Consider the following 19,761-nt stretch of genomic DNA (forward strand, 5'->3'; position numbering starts at 1 on the left):
ATCCAAAGAGCATTCACTATGGAATTCACTGAAACCAGACGCCTGTATCAGCAACTGGCCGCCGAGCTTAAACAGCGTATCGAAAGCGGCCGATACCCGGTGGGCGATAAGCTGCCGGCCGAGCGCTACATTGCCGAAGAGATGAACGTCAGCCGTACCGTGGTGCGCGAAGCGATCATCATGCTGGAAGTGGAAGGCTACGTCGACGTACGCAAAGGCTCCGGGATCCACGTGATGTCCAACCAGCAAAAGCATCTGGTGGTGCCGGGCGACAGCATTGAATTTGCCACCGCCGGGCCGTTCGAGCTGCTGCAGGCACGCCAACTGATTGAGAGCAACATCGCCGAATTCGCCGCGACCCAGGTTACCAAGCAGGACATCGTCCAACTGATGGAGATCCAGGAACAGGCGCGCAAGGAAGATCGCTTCCGCGACTCGCAGTGGGATCTGAAATTCCACGTGCAGGTGGCGCTGGCCACTCAGAACACGGCCATGGCTACCATCGTGGAAAAAATGTGGGTTCAGCGGGTGAATAACCCGTACTGGATCAAGCTGCATGAGCATATCGACGATCGCTCCATCGCCAGCTGGTGCGACGACCACGATCAGATCCTCAAGGCATTGATACGTAAAGATCCTTACGCCGCCAAGTTGGCCATGTGGCAGCACCTGGAAAACACCAAGCAGATGCTGTTCAACGCCACCAGCGACGATTTTGAATATAATGCCGACCGCTACCTGTTCGCCGATAATCCGGTAGTGCATCTCGATGGCGTAGCCGCCGAAAATAAATAGCCCAGGCGGTCAAAAATCGTCGGGTTATGTCAGGTATTGTAAAATCCGCTGAATCGATGCCTGAACGGCGATTTGCCGTGTAGTATTTCACCGCTGGCAACGTAGATTTCCCTGTTGCCAATCGTGCTATTTTGGTAAAGTTGAGCCACTTTTTTACCCTCTGCTACGGGGCGGGACGCGAATACATGCGCTGGTTGTTTGCCATGCTTATTGCTCTTTTTTGCTGGACCGGTTCGGTCTCCGGCCAAAAGCTATGCGCGGCACCTTCCAAAGCAACCCCTACATCGCTGAGCAGTTTACCCTCGCTCTCCGATCCGCTGCTTTCCCCTTACGACCAGGTTTATCGGTCACCGGCAGAGCTGCAGCGAAAAAAGCCGGGTAAATTGCCGTTGTTATTGCCGCGGTTGCATTCCTTCTCCGGCTCGCTGTCGACCTGCGCCCAATTACCGCCGGTCTATACCCTGGCCGCAGAGCTGGGCCACCGCACCAAACTCCCGCGCCAGAACTCACCTGCGCTCAACCGGCTTGCCCAGGTCAACTGGACGCTGCACACCCCGCAGCAGCAAAACAGGCTAGGCGGCTGGAAAGAAAGTAATATGCTTTACCGTGGCACGCTGACTTACCACTCATGACCGGTGTCGCACCGACTAGAATCTACTAAAAAGCAACGCCGTTTCATCATTATCAGCAGCCAGCATCGCCCGCGCGCTTTCGGCCCACACTCGATCAGCCGCTGAAATAAAATAAACAATGACGTTTTAGGAACACCGGATGGACATCATTAAAGAACTGTTACATGCCTTATGGCAGCAGGATTTTGAGACGCTGGCGAACCCTTCGCTGGTCTGGACCCTCTACGTGCTGCTGTTTATGATCCTGTTTTTGGAAAACGGTCTGCTGCCGGCAGCCTTTCTGCCAGGGGATAGCCTGTTGATCCTGGTCGGCGTCCTGATCGCCAAAGGCACCATGAATTTCCCGCTCACCATCCTGATCCTGACCGTCGCCGCCAGCCTGGGGTGCTGGGTCAGCTACATACAGGGCAAGTGGCTCGGCAATACCCGAACGGTACAGGGCTGGCTGTCGCATCTGCCGGCTCACTATCATCAACGGGCACACCAGTTGTTCCACCGCCACGGGCTTTCCGCCCTGCTGGTCGGTCGTTTCCTGGCGTTTGTCCGCACCCTGCTGCCGACCATTGCCGGCCTGTCTGGCCTGAGCAATGCCCGCTTCCAGTTCTTTAACTGGATGAGCGGCCTGCTGTGGGTCGTGATCCTCACCTCACTGGGCTTTGCGCTGGGCAAAACCCCGGTATTTCGTAAGTATGAAGACCAGCTGATGTTCTGCCTGATGCTGTTGCCGCTGGTGCTGCTGGTTGTCGGGTTAGTCGGCTCGCTGATCGTCTTGTGGCGCAAGAAACGCGCCGACAGCCAGGACCAGGGGAAAGGGGCGTGATGATCAAGCGCCCGCGCTGGCAATATGTTTTGCTGATTGCGCTCGCTTTGCTGGCACTCGCCACGCTGTTGGTGCCCTGCATGGTGCGCACCGAGAGCGAGCTACGCATTCGCGCAGGGCAGCAAGGCCTTTCGCTGCCTGACGGTTTTTATGTCTATCAGCGGCTGGATCAACGCGGTATTCGCATCAAAAGCATTACTCCGGAAGGCGACGGTCTGGTGATCCGCCTGGACTCGCCGGAACAGCAGTTGCTGGCGCGCGAGGCCTTGCAAACCATTCTGCCGCCGGGGTACATCATTGCCCTGAGCGAATCCCCAGTACCTACCCATTGGGTACGTGAATTTGCACGCTCTCCCCTTAATCTGGGATAATACCCTTTCATATGAAAGGGTTTCCTTTCATAACACCGCCCTGTTCAATTAAGCATCAATCACCACCGAACTGTGGCGGATTCTTTGGGGTCTTCACGATTTATGGCTATGCTCAAAGTTAGCGTCAGTCAGCCACGTAAGACTCCTGTCGCACTGCCCCTGTTGGCAGTCAGGAACAGTGGATGCGTTCTAGCGCCTCCCATTAACAAGGAATTGATAGCATGAAATTACGCCAATCGATGTTACTGGCTCTCCCATTCTTCGTCTTCCCGGCCCTGTCGTTTGCGGCTGAGGGCGGTTGTGCAGCCAAAGCACAAGAGATTCAAAAACAGATCGATTACGCCACCCAGCATGGCAACACTCACCGTGTTGCTGGGCTGAAAACGGCACTGAGCGAAGTGCAAACGCATTGCACCGAAGCCGGCCTGAAAGCCGATCGCCAGAAAAAAATCGATGAGAAACAAAGCAAGGTAGCCGAACGTCAGCAGGAGCTGAAAGAAGCTCAGCAGGCCGGCAATCTGGATAAAATTGCCAAGAAACAGAAAAAGCTGACTGAAGCTCAAGCCGAGCTTAAGCAAGCCCAAGCGGAATAATTTTTTTACACTAGCGGATTTATCGCTGAGAGCCGCACCATGCGGGATTTTTACCGTATTTGAAATGGATGCTTAGTGATATCAACTACTCATCCCCCCTTTGCTCCGGCGAAAAAATCCGCTATGTTAAAAGTCTGTCTCAGTTAACGTTAAGGAATTATCACATGGCACATGATTCAAATGCAGAAAACTTACGCGCTGAACTTAAATCCTTAGCCGATACGCTGGAAGAAGTGTTGAACTCTTCCACCGATAAGCCAAAAGCCGAACTGGAAAAGCTGCGCTCCAAAGCTGAAGGCGCACTGAAGGATACCCGTGCTCGCCTGAGCGATGCCGGGGACAAACTGGCTTCTCAAACCAAACAGATCGCCGGCCAGGCGGACGAATATGTTCGTGATAATCCGTGGACTGGTATCGGTATCGGCGCCGCAGTCGGTGTGGTTCTGGGCGTTCTGTTAGCTCGCCGCTAATTATGGCTGAACAACAACCGCAAGTTCGTGCACAGGGCCCCGCCAAGGGGGTCCTGGATGTCGCCCAGCGCATCATTACTATTCTGGTCGGTATGGTGGAGACCCGTGTCCGTCTGGCAGTGGTCGAGTTGGAAGAGGAGAAAGCCAACCTCATTCAGTTGCTGATCATGGCCGGCATGACGCTGTTGTTCACCGCATTTGGCCTGATGAGCCTGTTGATCCTGATTTTCTGGGCCATCGATCCTATCTACCGCCTGATGGCGTTAGGGGCCACTACCGGGGTGCTGCTGTTCCTGGCCGTGTTCGGTGCCATTTGGACACTGGTCAAGGCTCGCCGCTCCACGTTGCTGGGTGCCACGCGCAAACAGTTGGAGATCGACCGTTCCGAGCTGGAGGACGAAAAATGAATCGTCGCCGCTATCTGGAATGGAGAAAAGAGAAGCTCGTCCGCAAGATCCAGCAGCAAAGGCTGGATCTTGCGGAAAACAAAACCCTGTGGTTGGAAAAGACCGAGCGTATCGACCGCGGCTGGCAAACGGTTTTCGGCTTGCGTAAATACCTGGTGGTCGGCTCCAGCGTGATGGCCATCTACGGTATACGCCATCCGAGCAAGCTGATTCGCTGGTCTCGTCGCGCTTTTGGTGTCTTTGGCACTATCCGTTTGATCCAGAAAACCTTTTCCAACAAATAACCTTTCGCAGTTCCTTCAATTCTTCCGTTGTTAAGCCCGCCTTTTCGCAGAAAATTCCCTTTTCTGTCGGTGAAGGCTGGGCAACATTCTGATTCCCCTCTCTTTGTTAGCAGGCTAAAGATTCAGTTTTTTTGAAAAAATACGACAGTTTTACTTGCTAACAAAGCGTACGCTTCCCGATTAACATTCACTCCATCGACACGAGACGGGCCGCACGGGGCTAAATACCCGGCATACCGCCCACCGACATGAAAACGCCAAGACTGGCAAACAAAAATCACTTTGGAGTAAATGATGAAAAAATTAGAAGATACAGGTTTGCTGGTTGCGCGTATTTTGATGACAATCCTGTTTATCGTGGCAGGCTACGGCAAAATGGGCGATGCCTATGCCGGAACCCAACAGTACATGCAATCAATGGGCGTGCCTGGCTTCTTGTTGCCGCTGACCATCCTGCTGGAATTTGGCGGCGGTCTGGCAATCATGTTCGGTTTCCTGACTCGTACCGTAGCGCTGTTCACCGCCGGTTTTACTGTGCTGACCGCGTTATTGTTCCATACTAACTTTGCGGAAGGCGTAAACCAGCTGATGTTCATGAAGAACCTGGCCATCGCCGGCGGCTTCCTGGTACTGGCTGTTGCCGGCCCGGGCGGTTTCAGTATCGACCGTTTGCTGAACAAGAAGTGGTAAGTTTTTAATAGCGAAACGGGGCCCGGTAAGCGGGCCCTTCTGCTTTTTCACTCGGACACGAAGGAGATTCCCATGGGACAACTCGTCGATGGCGTTTGGCAAGACATCTGGTATGACACCTCATCTACCGGAGGCCGTTTCAAACGTTCAACCTCTCAGTTCCGCAACTGGGTGACCGCCGACGGCCAGCCGGGCGAACACGGCGTCGGAGGTTTTAAAGCGGAGAAAGATCGTTATCACCTGTACGTTTCACTTGCCTGCCCTTGGGCGCACCGCACTCTGCTGATGCGTAAATTGAAAGGGCTGGAGCAGATCATTCCTGTTTCGGTGGTACATCCGCTGATGCTGGAAAACGGCTGGACCTTCGGCACCGATTTCCCTGAAGCGACCGGCGATGATCTCTATCACTCAGACTTCCTCTACCAGCTTTACCTGCGCGCCGACCCGCACTACACCGGTCGTGTGACTGTTCCGGTGCTGTGGGACAAGCAGCAGCAAACCATCGTCAGCAATGAATCCGCCGATATCATTCGCATGTTCAACAGCGCATTCGATGGCGTTGGCGCACGCGCCGGCGATTATTATCCTGCAGAGCTACGCGGGAAAATTGATGAGCTGAACGGCTGGATTTACGACCTGGTGAACAACGGAGTGTATAAGGCCGGTTTTGCCACCAGCCAGGAGGCCTATGACGAAGCGGTACACGGGGTATTCGACGCCCTGGCACGGCTGGAGCAAATTCTGGGACAACAGCGTTATCTGACGGGCGATCGCCTGACTGAGGCTGACCTGCGCCTGTGGACCACGTTGATACGCTTCGATCCGGTGTATGTTACCCACTTTAAGTGCGACAAACACCGCATCAGCGATTACCTCAACCTGTACGGCTTCCTGCGTGATATCTACCAGATGCCAGGCATTGCCGAAACGGTCAGTTTGCCGCACATCCGCAATCACTATTATCGCAGCCACGCCACCATCAATCCGCACGGCATCATTTCGATTGGGCCGGCGCAGGATCTCGACGAACCACACGGTCGCGACACGCGTTTCGGTTAACGGCAAGCTCCCCTTTGCCTGCGGCAAGGGGGAGCGCTTACTGACGCTCCAACTGGGTGAACAGCCTTGGGATCTCGCGCAGGAACCAGGCTTTCGCCTCGCCCATGCTGTCGCGCCGCCAGGCCATGATAATGTCAACTTCACGGCTGTATTCCGGCCCCACCACCCGCAAGCGCCCTTCTTCGATATCTTTCTCGACCATCGGGTAAGGCATGGTCGCCACGCCCAGACCGGCCAACAGAGCCAGACGTTTATCTTCAATGGTGCTCACCGTCAGGCGCTGCTGCTTATCCAGCAATTGTACGGTCAATACCGGACGCTCCCTGGCGGTATCCGCTACCGCAATACCACGGTATTTCACCCGCGTGGCCTCAGCCAGCGGCTCTGGCTCCAGATGGATCGGATGGTCCGGCGCGGCCACATACATGCTCGTCACTTTGTACAGTTTGCGCGTGTTGATTTCAGACGAGGCGCGAAAATGCATGTCCGGGGCGATAACGATATCGGCGCGCCCCTGCTCCAGCCGCTCCCAGGCTCCGGCCAGCACCTCAGTGAAAATAGACACCTGGGTATTGGCTTTCAGCGCCAGCTTATCAACCAGCGGAAACAGCTTGCTTGGCGGCGACAACGCCTCGCTGACGATAGTCAGATGGGTTTCCCAGCCGCGCGCCAGTGCCTCGGCGTCGGTGGTCAACTTATCCGCCGCCTCCAGCAGCACCCGTCCACGATCCAGCAACATGCGGCCGACGTTGGTGAATTTGGTGCGGTGGCCGGAGCGGTCGAACAGCACCACGTCCAATTCTTCTTCCAATTTTTGCATGGTGTAGCTGAGCGCCGAAGGCACACGCCCCAACTCATCGGCTGCCGCAGCAAAGCTGCCACGTCGGTCGATCGCATCCATAACCCTTAACGCTTCAAGCGTTAACGCCCGATCTCTGGCCATCGAATCTCTCTGTCAGGAAATTTGAATATGCCGACCAGATTAACTGGCTAACAATCCGGCGTCCAGATGCTTACCATCTAGATAATGAATTTAGAGAGCCAATTGCCATGATTACATGCAGAACAGCAAAACAATGCGGGCAAGCTGACTTTGGTTGGCTGCAGGCTCGCTACACCTTTTCTTTTGGACATTACTTCGATCCCAAGCTGATGGGTTACGCCTCGCTGCGGGTGCTCAATCAGGAAGTCCTGGCGCCGGGCGCAGCCTTGCAGCCGCGTACTTATCCGAGCGTGGACATTCTGAATGTGATCCTGCAAGGCCAGGCCGAATACCGCGACAGCGACGGTAACACGATGAGCGCCAAGGCCGGTGAGGCTTTGCTGCTGGCCACCCAGCCAGGGATGAGTTACAGCGAACAAAACGCCAGCAGCGATACGCCGCTAACCCGTCTGCAGCTGTGGTTGGATGCCTGTCCAGACACCAATAACGAACGTGTGCAGCGCCTGACGCTACCGGCGAAGGGTGTGACGCTACTGGCATCGCCGGACGGCGCTCAGGGTAGCCTGCAACTGCGCCAACAGGTGTGGATCCATCACCTGGATTTACAGGAAGGCGAGCAGCAGACGCTGGCATTGAATGGGCCCCGTGCTTACTTGCAGTCGATCCACGGTACCATTGAAGCCCAGGGCAACCATCAGGACAGCCAGAACCTGACGTGCGGTGACGGCGCATTTATCCATGATGAAAACCGCCTGACGATACGCGCCGCCACGCCGCTGCGTGCGCTGCTGATCGACTTGCCGGTGTGAGTCACATCCTGAAAGGAAAAAACCCCGCGTAACTTGCGTCACGCGGGGTTTTCTTTATAGAGGGAGCTGACCGGTAAGCCGGGTTCTGTCGTGGACAGTCATTCCTCTAGGCCAGCAATCGCTCACTGGCTCAAGCAGCCTACCCGGGTTCAGTACGGGCCGTACCATGTGAACCCCTATTTGGCCTTGCTCCGGGTGGAGTTTACCGTGCCACGAACTGTTGCCAGTCGCGCGGTGCGCTCTTACCGCACCCTTTCACCCTTACCTGATCCCGCTTGCGCGGGCCATCGGCGGTTTGCTCTCTGTTGCACTAGTCGTAGGCTTGCGCCTCCCAGGCGTTACCTGGCACCCTGCCCTATGGAGCCCGGACTTTCCTCCCCTCCACCTGTCTCCCCCGAAAGGGACGGCAGTGAAGCGGCGACTGTCTGGTCAACTCCGGCGCGGATAGTAGCGTTGCGCTCACGGCAGGTCAACCGCTTTACTGTTCTTGTTGCTCCAATGCGTGTTTATACAACGCATTTTTCTTCACGCCGTGGATCTCCGCCGCCAGCGCCGCCGCCTTTTTCAACGGCAATTCTTTTTGCAACAGCGCCAGCGTCCGCAACGCCTCCAGCGGCAGTGCATCTTCCTGTACTTTGTGGCCTTCAACGATCAACACCATCTCACCGCGACGACGCACTTCATCTTCCTGCACCCAGGCCAGCAATTCGCCGACCGGCGCACCGGTAATGGATTCCCAGGTCTTGGTCAGTTCGCGCGCCAGCACCACGTAACGGTGCGGCCCCCACACGGTCACCATGTCCTGCAAACTTTCCAGCAGACGGTGGGTTGATTCGTAGAAAATCAGCGTGCGCGGTTCCTCTGCCAGCGCCATCAGCGTATCCTTACGCCCCTTGGTTTTCGCCGGAAGGAACCCTTCGTAACAGAAGCGGTCTGAAGCCAGACCGGCAGCACACAGCGCGGTGGTTGCCGCACAGGCGCCGGGTAAGGGTACGACGCGGATACCGGCTTCACGGCAGCGGCGTACCAGGTGATAGCCAGGATCGTTAATCAAAGGCGTACCTGCGTCGGAAACCAGCGCAATGCTCTGGCCTTCCTGCAATTTCGCCAGCAGTTGATCGGCCTTTTGCTGTTCGTTATGGTCGTGCAGCGCAAACAACCGCGCGCTAATCGCAAAGTGTTGCAACAGCAACCCGGTGTGGCGCGTGTCCTCCGCCGCAATCAGATCAACGCTTTTCAGTACCTCTAACGCACGGTGGGTAATGTCCCCTAAATTGCCGATTGGGGTGGGCACCACATACAGCGTTGATGCAGAAATGACTGATTGTTGGTGTTGATTCATTGTTTCATCCGGATTGCCGATTTAATATTAAGCATCTTGAAAAAAACATCACTGGATACAGTATGCTTTCCTCAACATTCGTTCGTACCAAAGCAGGGCGTTCAAAGCCTGTCCGACTTACCGCAGTTATCGCGGCAGCCCTTTTCCTTGCAGGTTGCCCGAGTCAGGCCCCGCAGACGCCGCCCGCTAATATACAGGACGAAGCGAGCGCCAGTTCCGATTACTATCTGCAGCAGCTACAGCAAAGCAGCAATGATAACAAGGCTGACTGGCAATTACTTGCTATTCGCGCGTTACTGCGCGAAGGGAAACTGCCGCAGGCCAGTGAACAACTGAACCAGCTGCCGAAAAACCTCAGCAGCGTTCAACTGGTGGAGCGCCAGTTACTGAGCGCCGAGCTGCAGGTGGCGAACAAAAGCTACGTCGCTGCCCGCACCACCCTGAGCCATCTGGATACCGGCTCGTTGTCGGCCAACCAACTGGTGCGCTTCTACCAGGCGCAGATCGCTGCCAATCAGGGTAAACCTTCCCTACCGCTGATCCGCGCTTACATCGCACAAGAACCGCTGGTGACCGGCAAAGCGCACCAAACCAATCTGGACCAGACCTGGCTGGCCCTGCTGCAGCTGACACCGCAGGACATGAACAGTCTGGTGATCAACGCCAATGAGAATGTACTGCAGGGCTGGTTGGATCTGCTGCGCGTTTATCAGGACAACAAACAGGATCCCGATCTGCTGAAGGCCGGTATTAAAGATTGGCAGAATCGCTACCCGCAGAATCCGGCGGCGAAAACACTGCCCACTCAGTTAAACCAGGTGCTGAACTTTACCCAGGCTTCTACTTCAAAAATCGCACTACTGCTGCCGTTGAACGGCCAGGCAAAAGTGTTCGCCGACGCGATCCAAAAAGGGTTTGAAGCGGCGAAAAACGGCGTGACGCCTTCCGCTCCGGTGCAACAACAACAGCAGCAACAGCCTACCAGCGAGCCGGTACAGGCTCCTGCCTCGACGGATCCCAATGCCAACGGCGCAGTAAGCACCTCGGCGCCGTCAGCAGATGCTGCCCCGGTCACTGCCGCTCAGCCTTCTGCTCCGTCTACCGCGCCAATTACGCCGCCGCAGGCCGCTAACGCGCAAATTAAGGTGTATGATACCTCCAGTCAGCCACTGGCCGCGCTGCTGACGCAGGCCCAGCAGGATGGTGCCACCCTGGTGGTCGGCCCGCTGCTGAAAGAAAATGTCGATCAACTGGCCGGCAGCACCACCACCCTGAATGTCTTGGCGCTTAACCAGCCGGAAACGCCGAAAGACAATCCGAACATTTGTTACTTCGCGCTTTCACCGGAAGATGAAGCCCGCGATGCTGCCCGCCACATTTGGGAACAGCAGAAACGGCAGCCGCTGTTGCTGATCCCGCGCGGTGCCTTCGGCGATCGCGTTGCCAAAGCCTTTAATCAGGAGTGGCAAAAACTGGGCGGCCAAACGGTGCTGCAGCAAAATATCGGCTCCGCCGGTGAACTGCGCCAAATGGTGAACAGCGGCGGCATTCGCATGTCGGGTACGCCAATCTCCACCGCGCCGGCACCGCAGGCCGTTACCATTGCTGGGCTGACCATCCCTGCGCCACCGAGCGATACGCCAGCAGCCAGCGGCGGCAGCGTAGACTCGGTCTATATCGTCGCGACCCAGTCCCAGCTGACCTTGATCAAACCGATGATCGACATGGCCACCAACTCGCGCAGCAAGCCGGCGATGTACGCCAGTTCACGCAGCTACCAGGCCGGTGCCGGTCCGGACTTCCGTCTGGAAATGGAAGGCCTGCAGTTCAGCGATATCCCGTTGCTGGCCGGTGCCAACCCGCAGCTGTTGCAGCAGGCAAGCAGCCAGTTCCGCAACGACTACTCGCTGGTGCGTCTGTACGCCATGGGGATGGATGCCTGGACATTGTCCAACCACTTTGCTGAAATGCGCCAGTTGCCCGGCTTCCAGGTCTCCGGCACCACTGGCATGCTGACCGCCTCACCGGGTTGCGTCATCAACAGAAAACTGCCTTGGTTGCAATACCGCCAGGGCATGGTCGTTCCGGTCTCTTGAGTCAACGCGCCACAGGGGCGGGCTATGAATTACAGGCCCGCCACTATCTGGAACGCGCCGGGCTCACCTTCTTCGCCGCCAATGTTACGCTGCGCGGCGGTGAGCTCGACCTGATCATGCGCGATGGCCAAACCTGGGTGTTCGTTGAAGTACGCTACCGACGCAGCGATGCGTTTGGCGGTGCAGCCGCCAGCGTTACCTATCGCAAGCAACAGCGGTTGCTGCATGCCGCCGCCGTTTGGCTGGCGGGGCGCGGAGCCAGTTTTGACACATCGTCTTGCCGTTTTGATGTTTTGGCCATTACCGGTAGCCAGTTAGAATGGATACCCAATGCCTTCAATGCGGATTAAACGCGGTTTACCGGTGCAGACCGGCCCTTTGACTTAGTGGATTAATACAACGTGCTGGATAGAATTAAAGCCTGTTTTACCGAAAGCATCCAAACCCAGATTGCGGCGGCGGAAGCTTTGCCCGACGCCATCTCGCGTGCAGCAATGACGCTGGTTCAATCCTTACTTAACGGTAATAAAATTCTGTGCTGCGGTAACGGCACCTCGGCAGCCAATGCTCAGCATTTCGCCGCCAGCATGATCAACCGCTTTGAAACCGAGCGCCCAAGCCTACCGGCCATTGCCCTGAATGCCGATAACGTGGTGCTGACCGCGATCACCAACGATCGCCTGCACGATGAAGTCTATGCCAAACAGGTTCGTGCGCTCGGACACGCCGGCGACGTACTGCTGGCAATTTCCACCCGCGGCAATAGCCGTGATATTGTGAAAGCGGTCGAAGCCGCCGTGACGCGTGACATGACGATTGTCGCACTTACCGGTTACGACGGTGGGGAACTGGCCGGCTTGCTCGGTCAGCAGGATGTCGAGATCCGCATCCCTTCCCACCGCAGTGCACGCATTCAGGAAATGCATATGCTGACTGTAAATTGCCTATGCGACCTGATAGATAATACGTTGTTTCCCCACCAGGACGATTAAGGAACTGAGATGAAGCTAAAAGCCACATTTGCAGTGCTGTCCAGCGCCCTGCTGTTACAAGGTTGTATTGCAGGCGTTGTCGTTGGCAGCGCCGCCGTCGCCACTAAAACGGCCACCGACCCACGCAGCGTGGGGACTCAGGTAGACGATGGGACGCTGGAAGCCCGGGTTGAAAATGCCCTGAGCAAAGATCAGCAGTTGAAGAAAGAAGCCCGAGTGGTCGCAACCGCCTATCAGGGTAAAGTCCTGCTGACTGGCCAATCGCCAAGCACCGATCTGGCGGCTCGTGCCAAGCAAATCGCCATGGGTGTTGAAGGCACCACCGAAGTGTATAACGAGATCCGTCAGGGAACGCCGGTTAGCCTGAGCACCGCCTCCTCCGATACCTGGATCACCACCAAGGTCCGTTCACAGCTGCTCACCAGCGATACGGTGAAGTCATCCAACGTGAAAGTGACCACTGAAAATGGCGAAGTGTTCTTGCTGGGCCTGGTCACCCAACAGGAAGGCCAGTCTGCGGCGCAGATCGCCAGCCAGGTGAGCGGCGTGAAACACGTCACCACCGCCTTCACCTTCGTTAAATGATCCTTCGGCAAGGGGCCTTCCCCTTGCCGCTTTTCTGCACGCTCCCCGCTGTTGTACCCTGGTTTAATGAGTCGCGTTTAAAGTCATCTCTCACTTCATTACGGATAAAATTCAAATGGACAGAATTTTAATCGGTTTTCTCACTGCCGCTTCTTTATTCACCGCCGGAGTTTCCGCCGCCAATCCGCCACAGGAAGCGCCCCGCGCCGAGCACGCCCCAGCCCCGATGGCCGATCAAACCGTTGCTACCGAAGGCGCGATCACGGTCAACCAGGTAAAAATCAATTATCAGGCGCAAACCGGGGTGCTGGAATTGAGTAAAGACGACCCAGAAGATCCCGTGACCGGCATGTTCTATGTCGCGTATTTCAAAAAGAATGAGAATAAGAACGAGAACAGGCCAATTACCTTTATCTACAACGGCGGGCCGGGCTCCGCCTCGCTTTGGCTGCATATGGGGGCACTCGGGCCTAAACGGGTTATCGCTACTCAGCCAGAGAAAACACAGCTGGCGCCTTACCAACTAACCGATAACCAATACAGCCTGCTCAACGTCAGCGATCTGGTGTTTATCGATGCCCCCGGAACGGGTTACAGCCACTTTTCCAGCAGTGCCGCCAGCCAACCGGAGAGAGCGCAGCAAAAATCACAGAGTGCCAGCAACGTTTATGGCGTCAACGGCGATGCTCAGGCTTTTTCTCAGTTTATCGTTCAGTTTCTAACGCATTACCAACGCTGGAACTCACCTAAATATTTATTGGGTGAAAGCTACGGCACTACCCGCTCGGTGGTATTGGCCGAGACGCTAAAAAATCAGAATATCGATCTTAACGGCATTATTCTGATTTCGCAGTTTCTGAACTATGACAACAATGTCGACGATCCCAATCAAAACCCCGGCGTCGATCAGCCTTACTACCTGGCACTACCCACCTACGCGGCCAGCGCGTGGTACCACCAGCGGCTGCCGGGCAAACACCAGAGCCTGCAAACCTTGTTAGACCAGGCCGAGAAGTTTGCACTGGGAACTTATGCCCAGGCATTGCTGCAAGGTGCCAATCTGCCTGAAAAAGATCGCCAAACGCTCGCCGAGCAACTTTACCAATTTACCGGCATTTCGGCCGATTATTGGCTCAAGGCCAATCTGCGCCTGAGTGGGCCGGTTTTCGCCAAACAACTGTTGAGCGGCCAGGACGAGACCATTGGCAGAATCGATACCCGCTATCGTGGGCCATCGCTGGATAGTATCGCCGAAACGTCCAATTACGATCCCAACATCAGTGCAATTACTTCCGCCTACGTCGCGCAATTCCACGATTATCTTGGCAAGACGCTGCATTTTAGCGCCGACCAAAACTATCGCGCATTTTCCGATGAGATCTATGACTGGAACATGTCCAGCAACAGCCGGGACAGATCGTTTAACGTGTTGCCGAGCCTGTCGCGGGTGATGAAAATGAACCCGGCAATGAGAGTGATGGTGATAGGCGGGGTTTACGATCTGGCCACGCCTTATTTCGTCGCCAAATATGAGATGAGCCATCTGCCCGTGTCGCCCAAACTACGCGACAATATCCGTTTCTATTGGTATGACACCGGGCATATGCCGTACGTGGATGAACCGTCGCTCAAAAAGATGCATGCAGACCTGAGTGCGTTTATCAGTCAAAAACCCTGATACAAAATTCACTGCCAAAGAGACGGCTCCCCTGCCTGACGGTAGGGGAGCAACAGGTTAATCGAGCTTATTCTCTTTCAGGAAGCCTTCCCCACCCAACTGGCGCATCTGGCGCATGATCCACTGCTGTCGCTGTATGACATAGCCGGAAGGCGCATTGGCCTTGAAGCGATGTGGATTGGGCAACACCGCCGCCAGCAGTGCGGCCTCCGATGCAGTCAGACGCTTGGCCGGTTTATTGAAGTAGCGCCGTGACGCTTCCTCTACGCCGAATACGCCGTCGCCGAACTCCACGATATTCAGGTATACCGTCAGGATCCGGCGCTTGGTCCACACCAGTTCGATGCCGGAGGTCAAACCGGCCTCTAACCCTTTGCGCAACCAACTGCGGCCGTCCCACAGGAACAGGTTCTTCGCGGTTTGCTGCGACAGCGTAGAAGCGCCACGAATGCGCGTGGGCCGACGTTCATTGTGGCTGAACGCCTTTTCTATCGCCGCCACGTCAAAACCCCAGTGATCCGGGAACTTCTGATCCTCCGCCGCCATCACCGCCAGCGCCATCTGCGGGGAAATATCGTCCATCGACACCCAGTCGGAGTGCGCCACATAGCCAAAATCGCCTCTCAGCCAGGCACCGATCTGCCGCTCGACCATCACCGCAGAAAAAGGCACCGGTAAAAAAGCAAATACCAGGATACCCAGCAGCCAGGCGCCAACCACTGCGATCAATCCGCGTTTCAGCCAAAACCATGGCCGGGATAGCATCGATTTGCCCACAGATTTTCTCATTCAGCCAAATCCAGCACCCGTGAAACCAGCTTATCAATCCCGCGGGCGGCCTCACCGATCGATTTCGCCAACATATAGGCCGGCGTGGTCACCACTTTGTTCTCAATATCCACCACGATATCGTCAACCGGGCAAATGACCGGCTCACCGCCCATGGCATCAATCACTTCACCGAGGTCAGGATCGTTGCCAATGGTCAGCCGCACTTGTTGATCCAGCAACTTTGGCAGCAGCGCCGGCGCGATGCACATAAAACCAATTGGTTTATTTGCCTTATGCATTTGTTGCGTTAGCTTCGCTAAATCTTTATCAATCCAGCATTCCGCCCCTTCGCTGGCAAAACTGCTGAGGTTCTTCGCAGCGCCAAACCCACCGGGGACAATCAGGGCGTCCAGTTGGTCGGCATCGGCCTGTGAAAGCGGCTGGATCTTGCCTCTGGCAATGCGTGCGGACTCCAGCAAAACATTGCGCGCCTCTGGCATTTCATCGCCAGATAAGTGATTAATAACATGAAGTTGAGGTTTATCAGGCGCAAAGCACACCGCCTGTGCGCCTGCCCGGTCCAACGCCAGCAGCGTCAGGACGGCCTCATGGATCTCCGTACCGTCATAAACCCCGCAGCCACTCAGCACTACACCCACGTTTTTCATCACCCTTCCTCCTGTTGATACTGTCAACTGGTTAGTGCTCGGAGTAGTCAAACACTAATCTACATCACACATTTTAATGAATCTTCTAACAAGAGCGCTTACATTTGCTATGTTGTTGGCTGTATGATGTTTAGGAATTCTCTACAACCTGCTCGACCAGAACACTAAATCCAATACGCAGGTTCACAATTTCCCTGGTGTTGGCGCAATATTCGCGCACCCCGGCCTAGGTCGGGGTCATTTTTTTTCAGCTTCCGCTACCCACGCCCGCAGTACCTGCACGTCGTTACGCCATTCCTGCTTCAGCTCATCCACCCAGTCCTGCACGTTATCCCACCACGCTGGCAACGTCGGGGTTTGAATTTGCTGTGCCAGCTGTTGCAGATGGCGCAGACCCACCGAACCCGCTGCACCTTTAATTTTGTGCCCTTCTTCCGTGATGCCTTTCTGATCACGCGCGGTCATATTGGAATCCAACACCGCCAGATAGCCCGGCATCATTTGCTCAAACATCTCCAGGCTCTGATGGATCAACTGCGGCCCCACCAGGTCCATGTACTGTTCCAGCATGGTGGTATCCAGTAAAGACTCATTAATCTGCATCGTCTTTTGCTCCATTTTCTTTGTGGTGTGAGAGGGTTGATGATCCCAGTAATGTTTAATCACCTTGGTCAGCGCCGGCACCGACAGCGGCTTGCTCAGCACGTCGTCCATCCCCGCGTCGAGATACTCTTTTTTGTCTTTCAGCACGTTGGCAGTCAATGCAACCAGCGGCGGCAGCGCCTGTCCGGCATAGCGCTCTCGCAGCAACCGGGCGATATCCAGCCCGGTCATGTCCGGCAATTGGATATCCAGCAACACCAGATCGAACTCGTCAGGATCAAACATCGCAAGCGCATCCTTGCCGTTCATCGCTACTTCGACGCTGTTGCCCAGCTTCTCCAGCACCGAACGCGCCACAATCACGTTCAGCTCGATATCTTCGACCAGCAGAATATGCAGCGCCGGTAATGGCAGGGCCTCCTCCGCCTGCGTTTCACTTTCCGCTTCCTTCACCGCCGGCGCCTGGATGGTCAAAGTGAAGCAAGAACCGTGCCCTTGCACGCTGTTGACTGTGATATCGCCGCCCATGCTCTGCGCCAAGCGCTTGGAAACCGCCAGCCCAATGCCGGTGCCGGTCGCCGGACGGCCGCCGTGCTGGTCCTTGACCTGATAATACATGGCGAAGATTTTGTCCTGCTCATCCTTCGGAATCCCCATGCCGGAGTCTTCCACCTCAAACACCAACCGATCCTGCTCTTCGCGGCGTACGCGGACCACGATTTGCCCCTGCGGCGTGAACTTCACCGCATTGCCGATCAGATTCCACAAGATCTGACGCAGGCGGGTACCATCGGTGATGATTTGCTGCGGCAGCGGTTGCTGCGGCTCCATCACAAACTGCAGGCCTTTCGGCTGAGCCAACAGGCCGGAGAGGTTTTCCAGGTCCGCCAGGAAGCCGGTGAAATCTACCGGTTGATTGTCGAGCTGCACTTTGCGCCGCTCAAGCTTGTCCATCTCGATAATGTCGTTGAAGATATTGCCCAGGGTAATGGCGCTGACATGGATGGTTTTGAGGTATTTCAGCTGTTCGTCGTTTAACTCGGTATCGAGCAGAATGCGGCTCAGCCCGACAATGCCGTTAAGCGGCGTACGAAGCTCGTGGCTGATCGTGGAGATGAAGGTGGTCTTGTCCCTGCTGGCGTTCTCCAGCGCGTCCTGATAGCGCTTACGCTCGGTTATATCGCGGCCGAAGCCCATCAGCCCATGCCGTTTGCCAACGCGATCGTAAAACGGCACTTTGCGCAGCTCAAAACAGGCCTTGCGCCCATCCGGATAAACCAGCCACTGTTCGTAGGTCAGCGAAACGTTGTGGCGGAACACTTTCTCATCGGTTTCTATCACCTTTTCGGCGATTTCCTGCCCGTAAACGTCATACGGCGTAAGGCCAATCAGCTGTTTTTCGCTTTTGCCGGTCAGCAGCTCCATCGCCCGGTTACAGCCGGAGAATTCTTTGTCTTCGTTACGGTAATACACCAGATCCGGCGAGGCATCGAGGAAAGAACGCAACAGCGCCGACTGCTGGCCCAGTTCGATTTGCGCCAGTTCGCGCTGTTCCATTTCTTCCGTCAGCTTGTCCATCACCTGCTGGCGTTCTTCTTCCGCCTTGATACGATCGGCAATTTCCTGATTCAGCTGGCTGATGTTGTCCTTAAGCTGCTGGTTCAGCTCCAGATCGCGGTGGCGCATCTCTTCCAGCTTATCTACCAGCCGCGCCAGGCGCTGGCGTGATTCTTCAAGCTGTTCGACCACCACCGACAGAAAGTAGACTGCCCAGGGCGTAATCAACAGGCCGAAGAAGATTGAGCGCACCACGTCGATGCTTTCCACTTCGCCGCGCAGCAGCATGGTCACCGCCATCTGCACCACCATCGCCAGCACCACCAGCGCCGACGCCAGCAGCAGCGAAAAGCGTACCAGCCCCAGTTTTACCATTAAATCAACGTAGTACTGGGCTAACACCCGGATTTGCTTCATAGCCGCTCCCATCAGACAGAATCGTCTAAATCATACCGTAAAACACCGAGGAGATAAGGAAGCAAACGTCGAAGTGTGGGAAAGATTGCAAATCAAAACAGCGATCAAGGGCGATATTGCTGCTTTTCATCCAATCGGCTGCCCTGCCCGCCATGGCGTTGCAAATAGCCGCCGACCGCCTGCATGCCGTTCCAGCGGTTTTCGCACCATAACGGTGCCAACAGCGTCGGCCGACGCGCGCTGGCGGAAATACGGTGATATACCACCTCCTTCGGCGTGTGGCGGATCACCTCTCCGGCGCTGGCGGCGTATGCCTCAAGCGACAGTTCAGGCAACCGACCCGCCTGCCAGGCCCGCGCCAGCGTGCTGCCGGTCACGATGTGCAGCGGATGCAGCTTGATGCCATCCACGCCGCTGTCCACCACCCGTTGTAACGTGGTCAGATGTTCGGCGGCGCTTTCCCCCGGCAGCCCAACAATCAGATGGCTGCACACCTTCAGCCCGCGTTCGCGCGCCAGCCGGGCGGTGTGCTGATAACAGGAGAAATTGTGGCCGCGGTTAATGCGCTTTAGCGTTTTATCGTGCGCCGTCTGCAACCCGAGTTCCAGCCACACTTCGTAGCCTTTTTCGCGGTAACTCGCCAGCAGATCCAGGGCGGCAGGTGGCACGCAGTCCGGCCGGGTTCCAACACAAATGCCGACCATATCCGCCTGTCCCAGCGCCTGGCGGTACATCTCCGCCAGCAGATTCACTTCTGCATAAGTACTGGTATAGGCCTGGAAATAGGCCAGGTAGCGTTTTGCGCGATTCACCCTGCCGGCCTGCAGCGCCAACTGTTCGGCGATGCTTTGATGCTGCATCTGTTCATCGGCAAAAGAAGCGACATTGCAGAAGGTACAGCCACCACGCCCCAACGTGCCGTCGCGATTCGGGCAACTGAACCCGCCGTGCAGGGTGAGTTTATGGATCTTTTCGCCGTATCGCCGCTGAAGGTCGGCACCAAACATATTGACTAATTGCGGCAACTGCATAATCTTGGAGGTCTCTGTGCTCAAAGCCCGTGATGCTAATAAAAAACGGCTTTTCCCGCGATGACAGAGATCAACGCTTTCTCCGCAAGGCTTCACCAAGCATAACTATTCATTATAAATGCAAATAAAATCATCTTGGCCGAGATGA

Annotated in this window: 22 protein-coding genes and 1 other RNA gene; 16 read left to right on the forward strand and 7 right to left on the reverse strand. The window is 55.9% G+C overall.

Annotated elements, in window-relative coordinates; translation table 11 throughout:
* Positions 1-18: 18 nt before the first annotated feature.
* The 10 genes from exuR (at position 19) to NR114_RS12485 (ending at position 6,121) form a co-directional block, all read left to right on the forward strand.
* Positions 19-795 carry a transcriptional regulator ExuR gene (exuR, locus tag NR114_RS12440; protein ID WP_020831798.1) on the forward strand — a complete coding sequence of 259 codons (777 nt, stop codon included), beginning with the start codon at positions 19-21 and terminating at the stop codon, positions 793-795.
* Positions 796-980: 185 nt separating this feature from the next.
* Positions 981-1,427, forward strand: coding sequence for a hypothetical protein (locus tag NR114_RS12445; RefSeq protein ID WP_020831799.1), 447 nt, complete (start codon positions 981-983; stop codon positions 1,425-1,427).
* Positions 1,428-1,566: 139 nt separating this feature from the next.
* Positions 1,567-2,247 (forward strand): DedA family protein, encoded by a 681-nt coding sequence (locus NR114_RS12450; protein ID WP_020831800.1) that lies wholly within the window; start codon positions 1,567-1,569, stop codon positions 2,245-2,247.
* Positions 2,247-2,618 carry an EnvZ/OmpR regulon moderator MzrA gene (gene mzrA, locus NR114_RS12455; protein ID WP_020831802.1) on the forward strand — a complete coding sequence of 124 codons (372 nt, stop codon included), beginning with the start codon at positions 2,247-2,249 and terminating at the stop codon, positions 2,616-2,618. The genes NR114_RS12450 and mzrA overlap by 1 nt, the downstream gene beginning before the upstream one ends.
* 221 nt (positions 2,619-2,839) lie before the next feature.
* Positions 2,840-3,211: a DUF1090 domain-containing protein gene (locus NR114_RS12460; protein WP_046372566.1), complete on the forward strand. Its 372-nt coding sequence runs from the start codon at positions 2,840-2,842 to the stop codon at positions 3,209-3,211.
* Between the two features lie 164 nt (positions 3,212-3,375).
* Positions 3,376-3,681 (forward strand): YqjD family protein, encoded by a 306-nt coding sequence (locus NR114_RS12465; protein ID WP_020831805.1) that lies wholly within the window; start codon positions 3,376-3,378, stop codon positions 3,679-3,681.
* Between the two features lie 2 nt (positions 3,682-3,683).
* Positions 3,684-4,088, forward strand: a complete 405-nt coding sequence (locus tag NR114_RS12470) for a phage holin family protein (RefSeq protein WP_020831806.1) — start codon at positions 3,684-3,686, stop codon at positions 4,086-4,088.
* On the forward strand, positions 4,085-4,372 hold the full coding sequence (locus NR114_RS12475; protein WP_048759871.1) for a YqjK-like family protein: 288 nt from the start codon (positions 4,085-4,087) through the stop codon (positions 4,370-4,372). The genes NR114_RS12470 and NR114_RS12475 overlap by 4 nt, the downstream gene beginning before the upstream one ends.
* A 294-nt stretch (positions 4,373-4,666) precedes the next feature.
* Complete coding sequence (locus NR114_RS12480) at positions 4,667-5,062, forward strand: DoxX family protein (protein WP_020831809.1); 396 nt, start codon at positions 4,667-4,669, stop codon at positions 5,060-5,062.
* Positions 5,063-5,134: 72 nt separating this feature from the next.
* Positions 5,135-6,121, forward strand: a complete 987-nt coding sequence (locus NR114_RS12485; protein ID WP_020831810.1) for a glutathione S-transferase family protein — start codon at positions 5,135-5,137, stop codon at positions 6,119-6,121.
* A 37-nt stretch (positions 6,122-6,158) separates the two neighbouring features.
* On the opposite strand, the gene NR114_RS12490 is transcribed toward NR114_RS12485, so the two are convergent.
* On the reverse strand, positions 6,159-7,064 hold the full coding sequence (locus tag NR114_RS12490) for a LysR family transcriptional regulator (protein ID WP_041414994.1): 906 nt from the start codon (positions 7,062-7,064) through the stop codon (positions 6,159-6,161).
* A 107-nt stretch (positions 7,065-7,171) separates the two neighbouring features.
* On the opposite strand from NR114_RS12490, the gene NR114_RS12495 reads away from it, so the two are divergent.
* Positions 7,172-7,873: a pirin family protein gene (locus NR114_RS12495; RefSeq protein WP_197821281.1), complete on the forward strand. Its 702-nt coding sequence runs from the start codon at positions 7,172-7,174 to the stop codon at positions 7,871-7,873.
* Positions 7,874-7,931: 58 nt separating this feature from the next.
* Here NR114_RS12495 and rnpB read toward each other — a convergent pair.
* Positions 7,932-8,310, reverse strand: an RNA gene (gene rnpB, locus NR114_RS12500) — RNase P RNA component class A.
* A 41-nt stretch (positions 8,311-8,351) separates the two neighbouring features.
* On the reverse strand, positions 8,352-9,215 hold the full coding sequence (gene rsmI / locus NR114_RS12505; protein WP_020831815.1) for a 16S rRNA (cytidine(1402)-2'-O)-methyltransferase: 864 nt from the start codon (positions 9,213-9,215) through the stop codon (positions 8,352-8,354).
* A gap of 62 nt (positions 9,216-9,277) precedes the next feature.
* Between rsmI and NR114_RS12510 the strand changes: the two genes are divergently transcribed.
* The 5 genes from NR114_RS12510 (at position 9,278) to NR114_RS12530 (ending at position 14,566) form a co-directional block, all read left to right on the forward strand.
* On the forward strand, positions 9,278-11,311 hold the full coding sequence (locus NR114_RS12510) for a penicillin-binding protein activator (protein WP_048759875.1): 2,034 nt from the start codon (positions 9,278-9,280) through the stop codon (positions 11,309-11,311).
* The gene (locus NR114_RS12515) at positions 11,308-11,661 is read left to right on the forward strand and encodes a YraN family protein (protein WP_020831818.1); all 354 of its coding nucleotides are present in this window, start codon (positions 11,308-11,310) and stop codon (positions 11,659-11,661) included. Before NR114_RS12510 ends, NR114_RS12515 begins: the two co-directional genes overlap by 4 nt.
* A 51-nt stretch (positions 11,662-11,712) precedes the next feature.
* Entirely contained in the window at positions 11,713-12,303 is a 591-nt protein-coding gene (gene diaA, locus NR114_RS12520; protein WP_020831820.1) for a DnaA initiator-associating protein DiaA, read from the forward strand.
* Positions 12,304-12,312: 9 nt separating this feature from the next.
* Positions 12,313-12,888 (forward strand): division/outer membrane stress-associated lipid-binding lipoprotein, encoded by a 576-nt coding sequence (dolP, locus tag NR114_RS12525; protein WP_020831822.1) that lies wholly within the window; start codon positions 12,313-12,315, stop codon positions 12,886-12,888.
* Positions 12,889-13,003: 115 nt separating this feature from the next.
* Positions 13,004-14,566, forward strand: a complete 1,563-nt coding sequence (locus NR114_RS12530) for a S10 family peptidase (RefSeq protein WP_256814129.1) — start codon at positions 13,004-13,006, stop codon at positions 14,564-14,566.
* A gap of 57 nt (positions 14,567-14,623) precedes the next feature.
* Here NR114_RS12530 and mtgA read toward each other — a convergent pair whose 3' ends face one another.
* From mtgA to NR114_RS12550, 4 genes are all read right to left on the reverse strand, one after another.
* Positions 14,624-15,355, reverse strand: a complete 732-nt coding sequence (mtgA, locus tag NR114_RS12535) for a monofunctional biosynthetic peptidoglycan transglycosylase (RefSeq protein WP_046372559.1) — start codon at positions 15,353-15,355, stop codon at positions 14,624-14,626.
* Complete coding sequence (gene elbB / locus NR114_RS12540) at positions 15,352-16,005, reverse strand: isoprenoid biosynthesis glyoxalase ElbB (RefSeq protein ID WP_020831829.1); 654 nt, start codon at positions 16,003-16,005, stop codon at positions 15,352-15,354. The genes mtgA and elbB overlap by 4 nt, the downstream gene beginning before the upstream one ends.
* A gap of 237 nt (positions 16,006-16,242) precedes the next feature.
* Positions 16,243-18,582 carry an aerobic respiration two-component sensor histidine kinase ArcB gene (gene arcB / locus NR114_RS12545; protein ID WP_020831830.1) on the reverse strand — a complete coding sequence of 780 codons (2,340 nt, stop codon included), beginning with the start codon at positions 18,580-18,582 and terminating at the stop codon, positions 16,243-16,245.
* 104 nt (positions 18,583-18,686) lie between these two features.
* On the reverse strand, positions 18,687-19,613 hold the full coding sequence (locus tag NR114_RS12550; RefSeq protein WP_234529785.1) for a TIGR01212 family radical SAM protein: 927 nt from the start codon (positions 19,611-19,613) through the stop codon (positions 18,687-18,689).
* Between the last annotated feature and the right edge of the window lie 148 nt (positions 19,614-19,761).

It is taken from the genome of Serratia sp. Ser99, assembly GCF_024519545.1.
GTDB lineage: Bacteria > Pseudomonadota > Gammaproteobacteria > Enterobacterales > Enterobacteriaceae > Serratia > Serratia liquefaciens.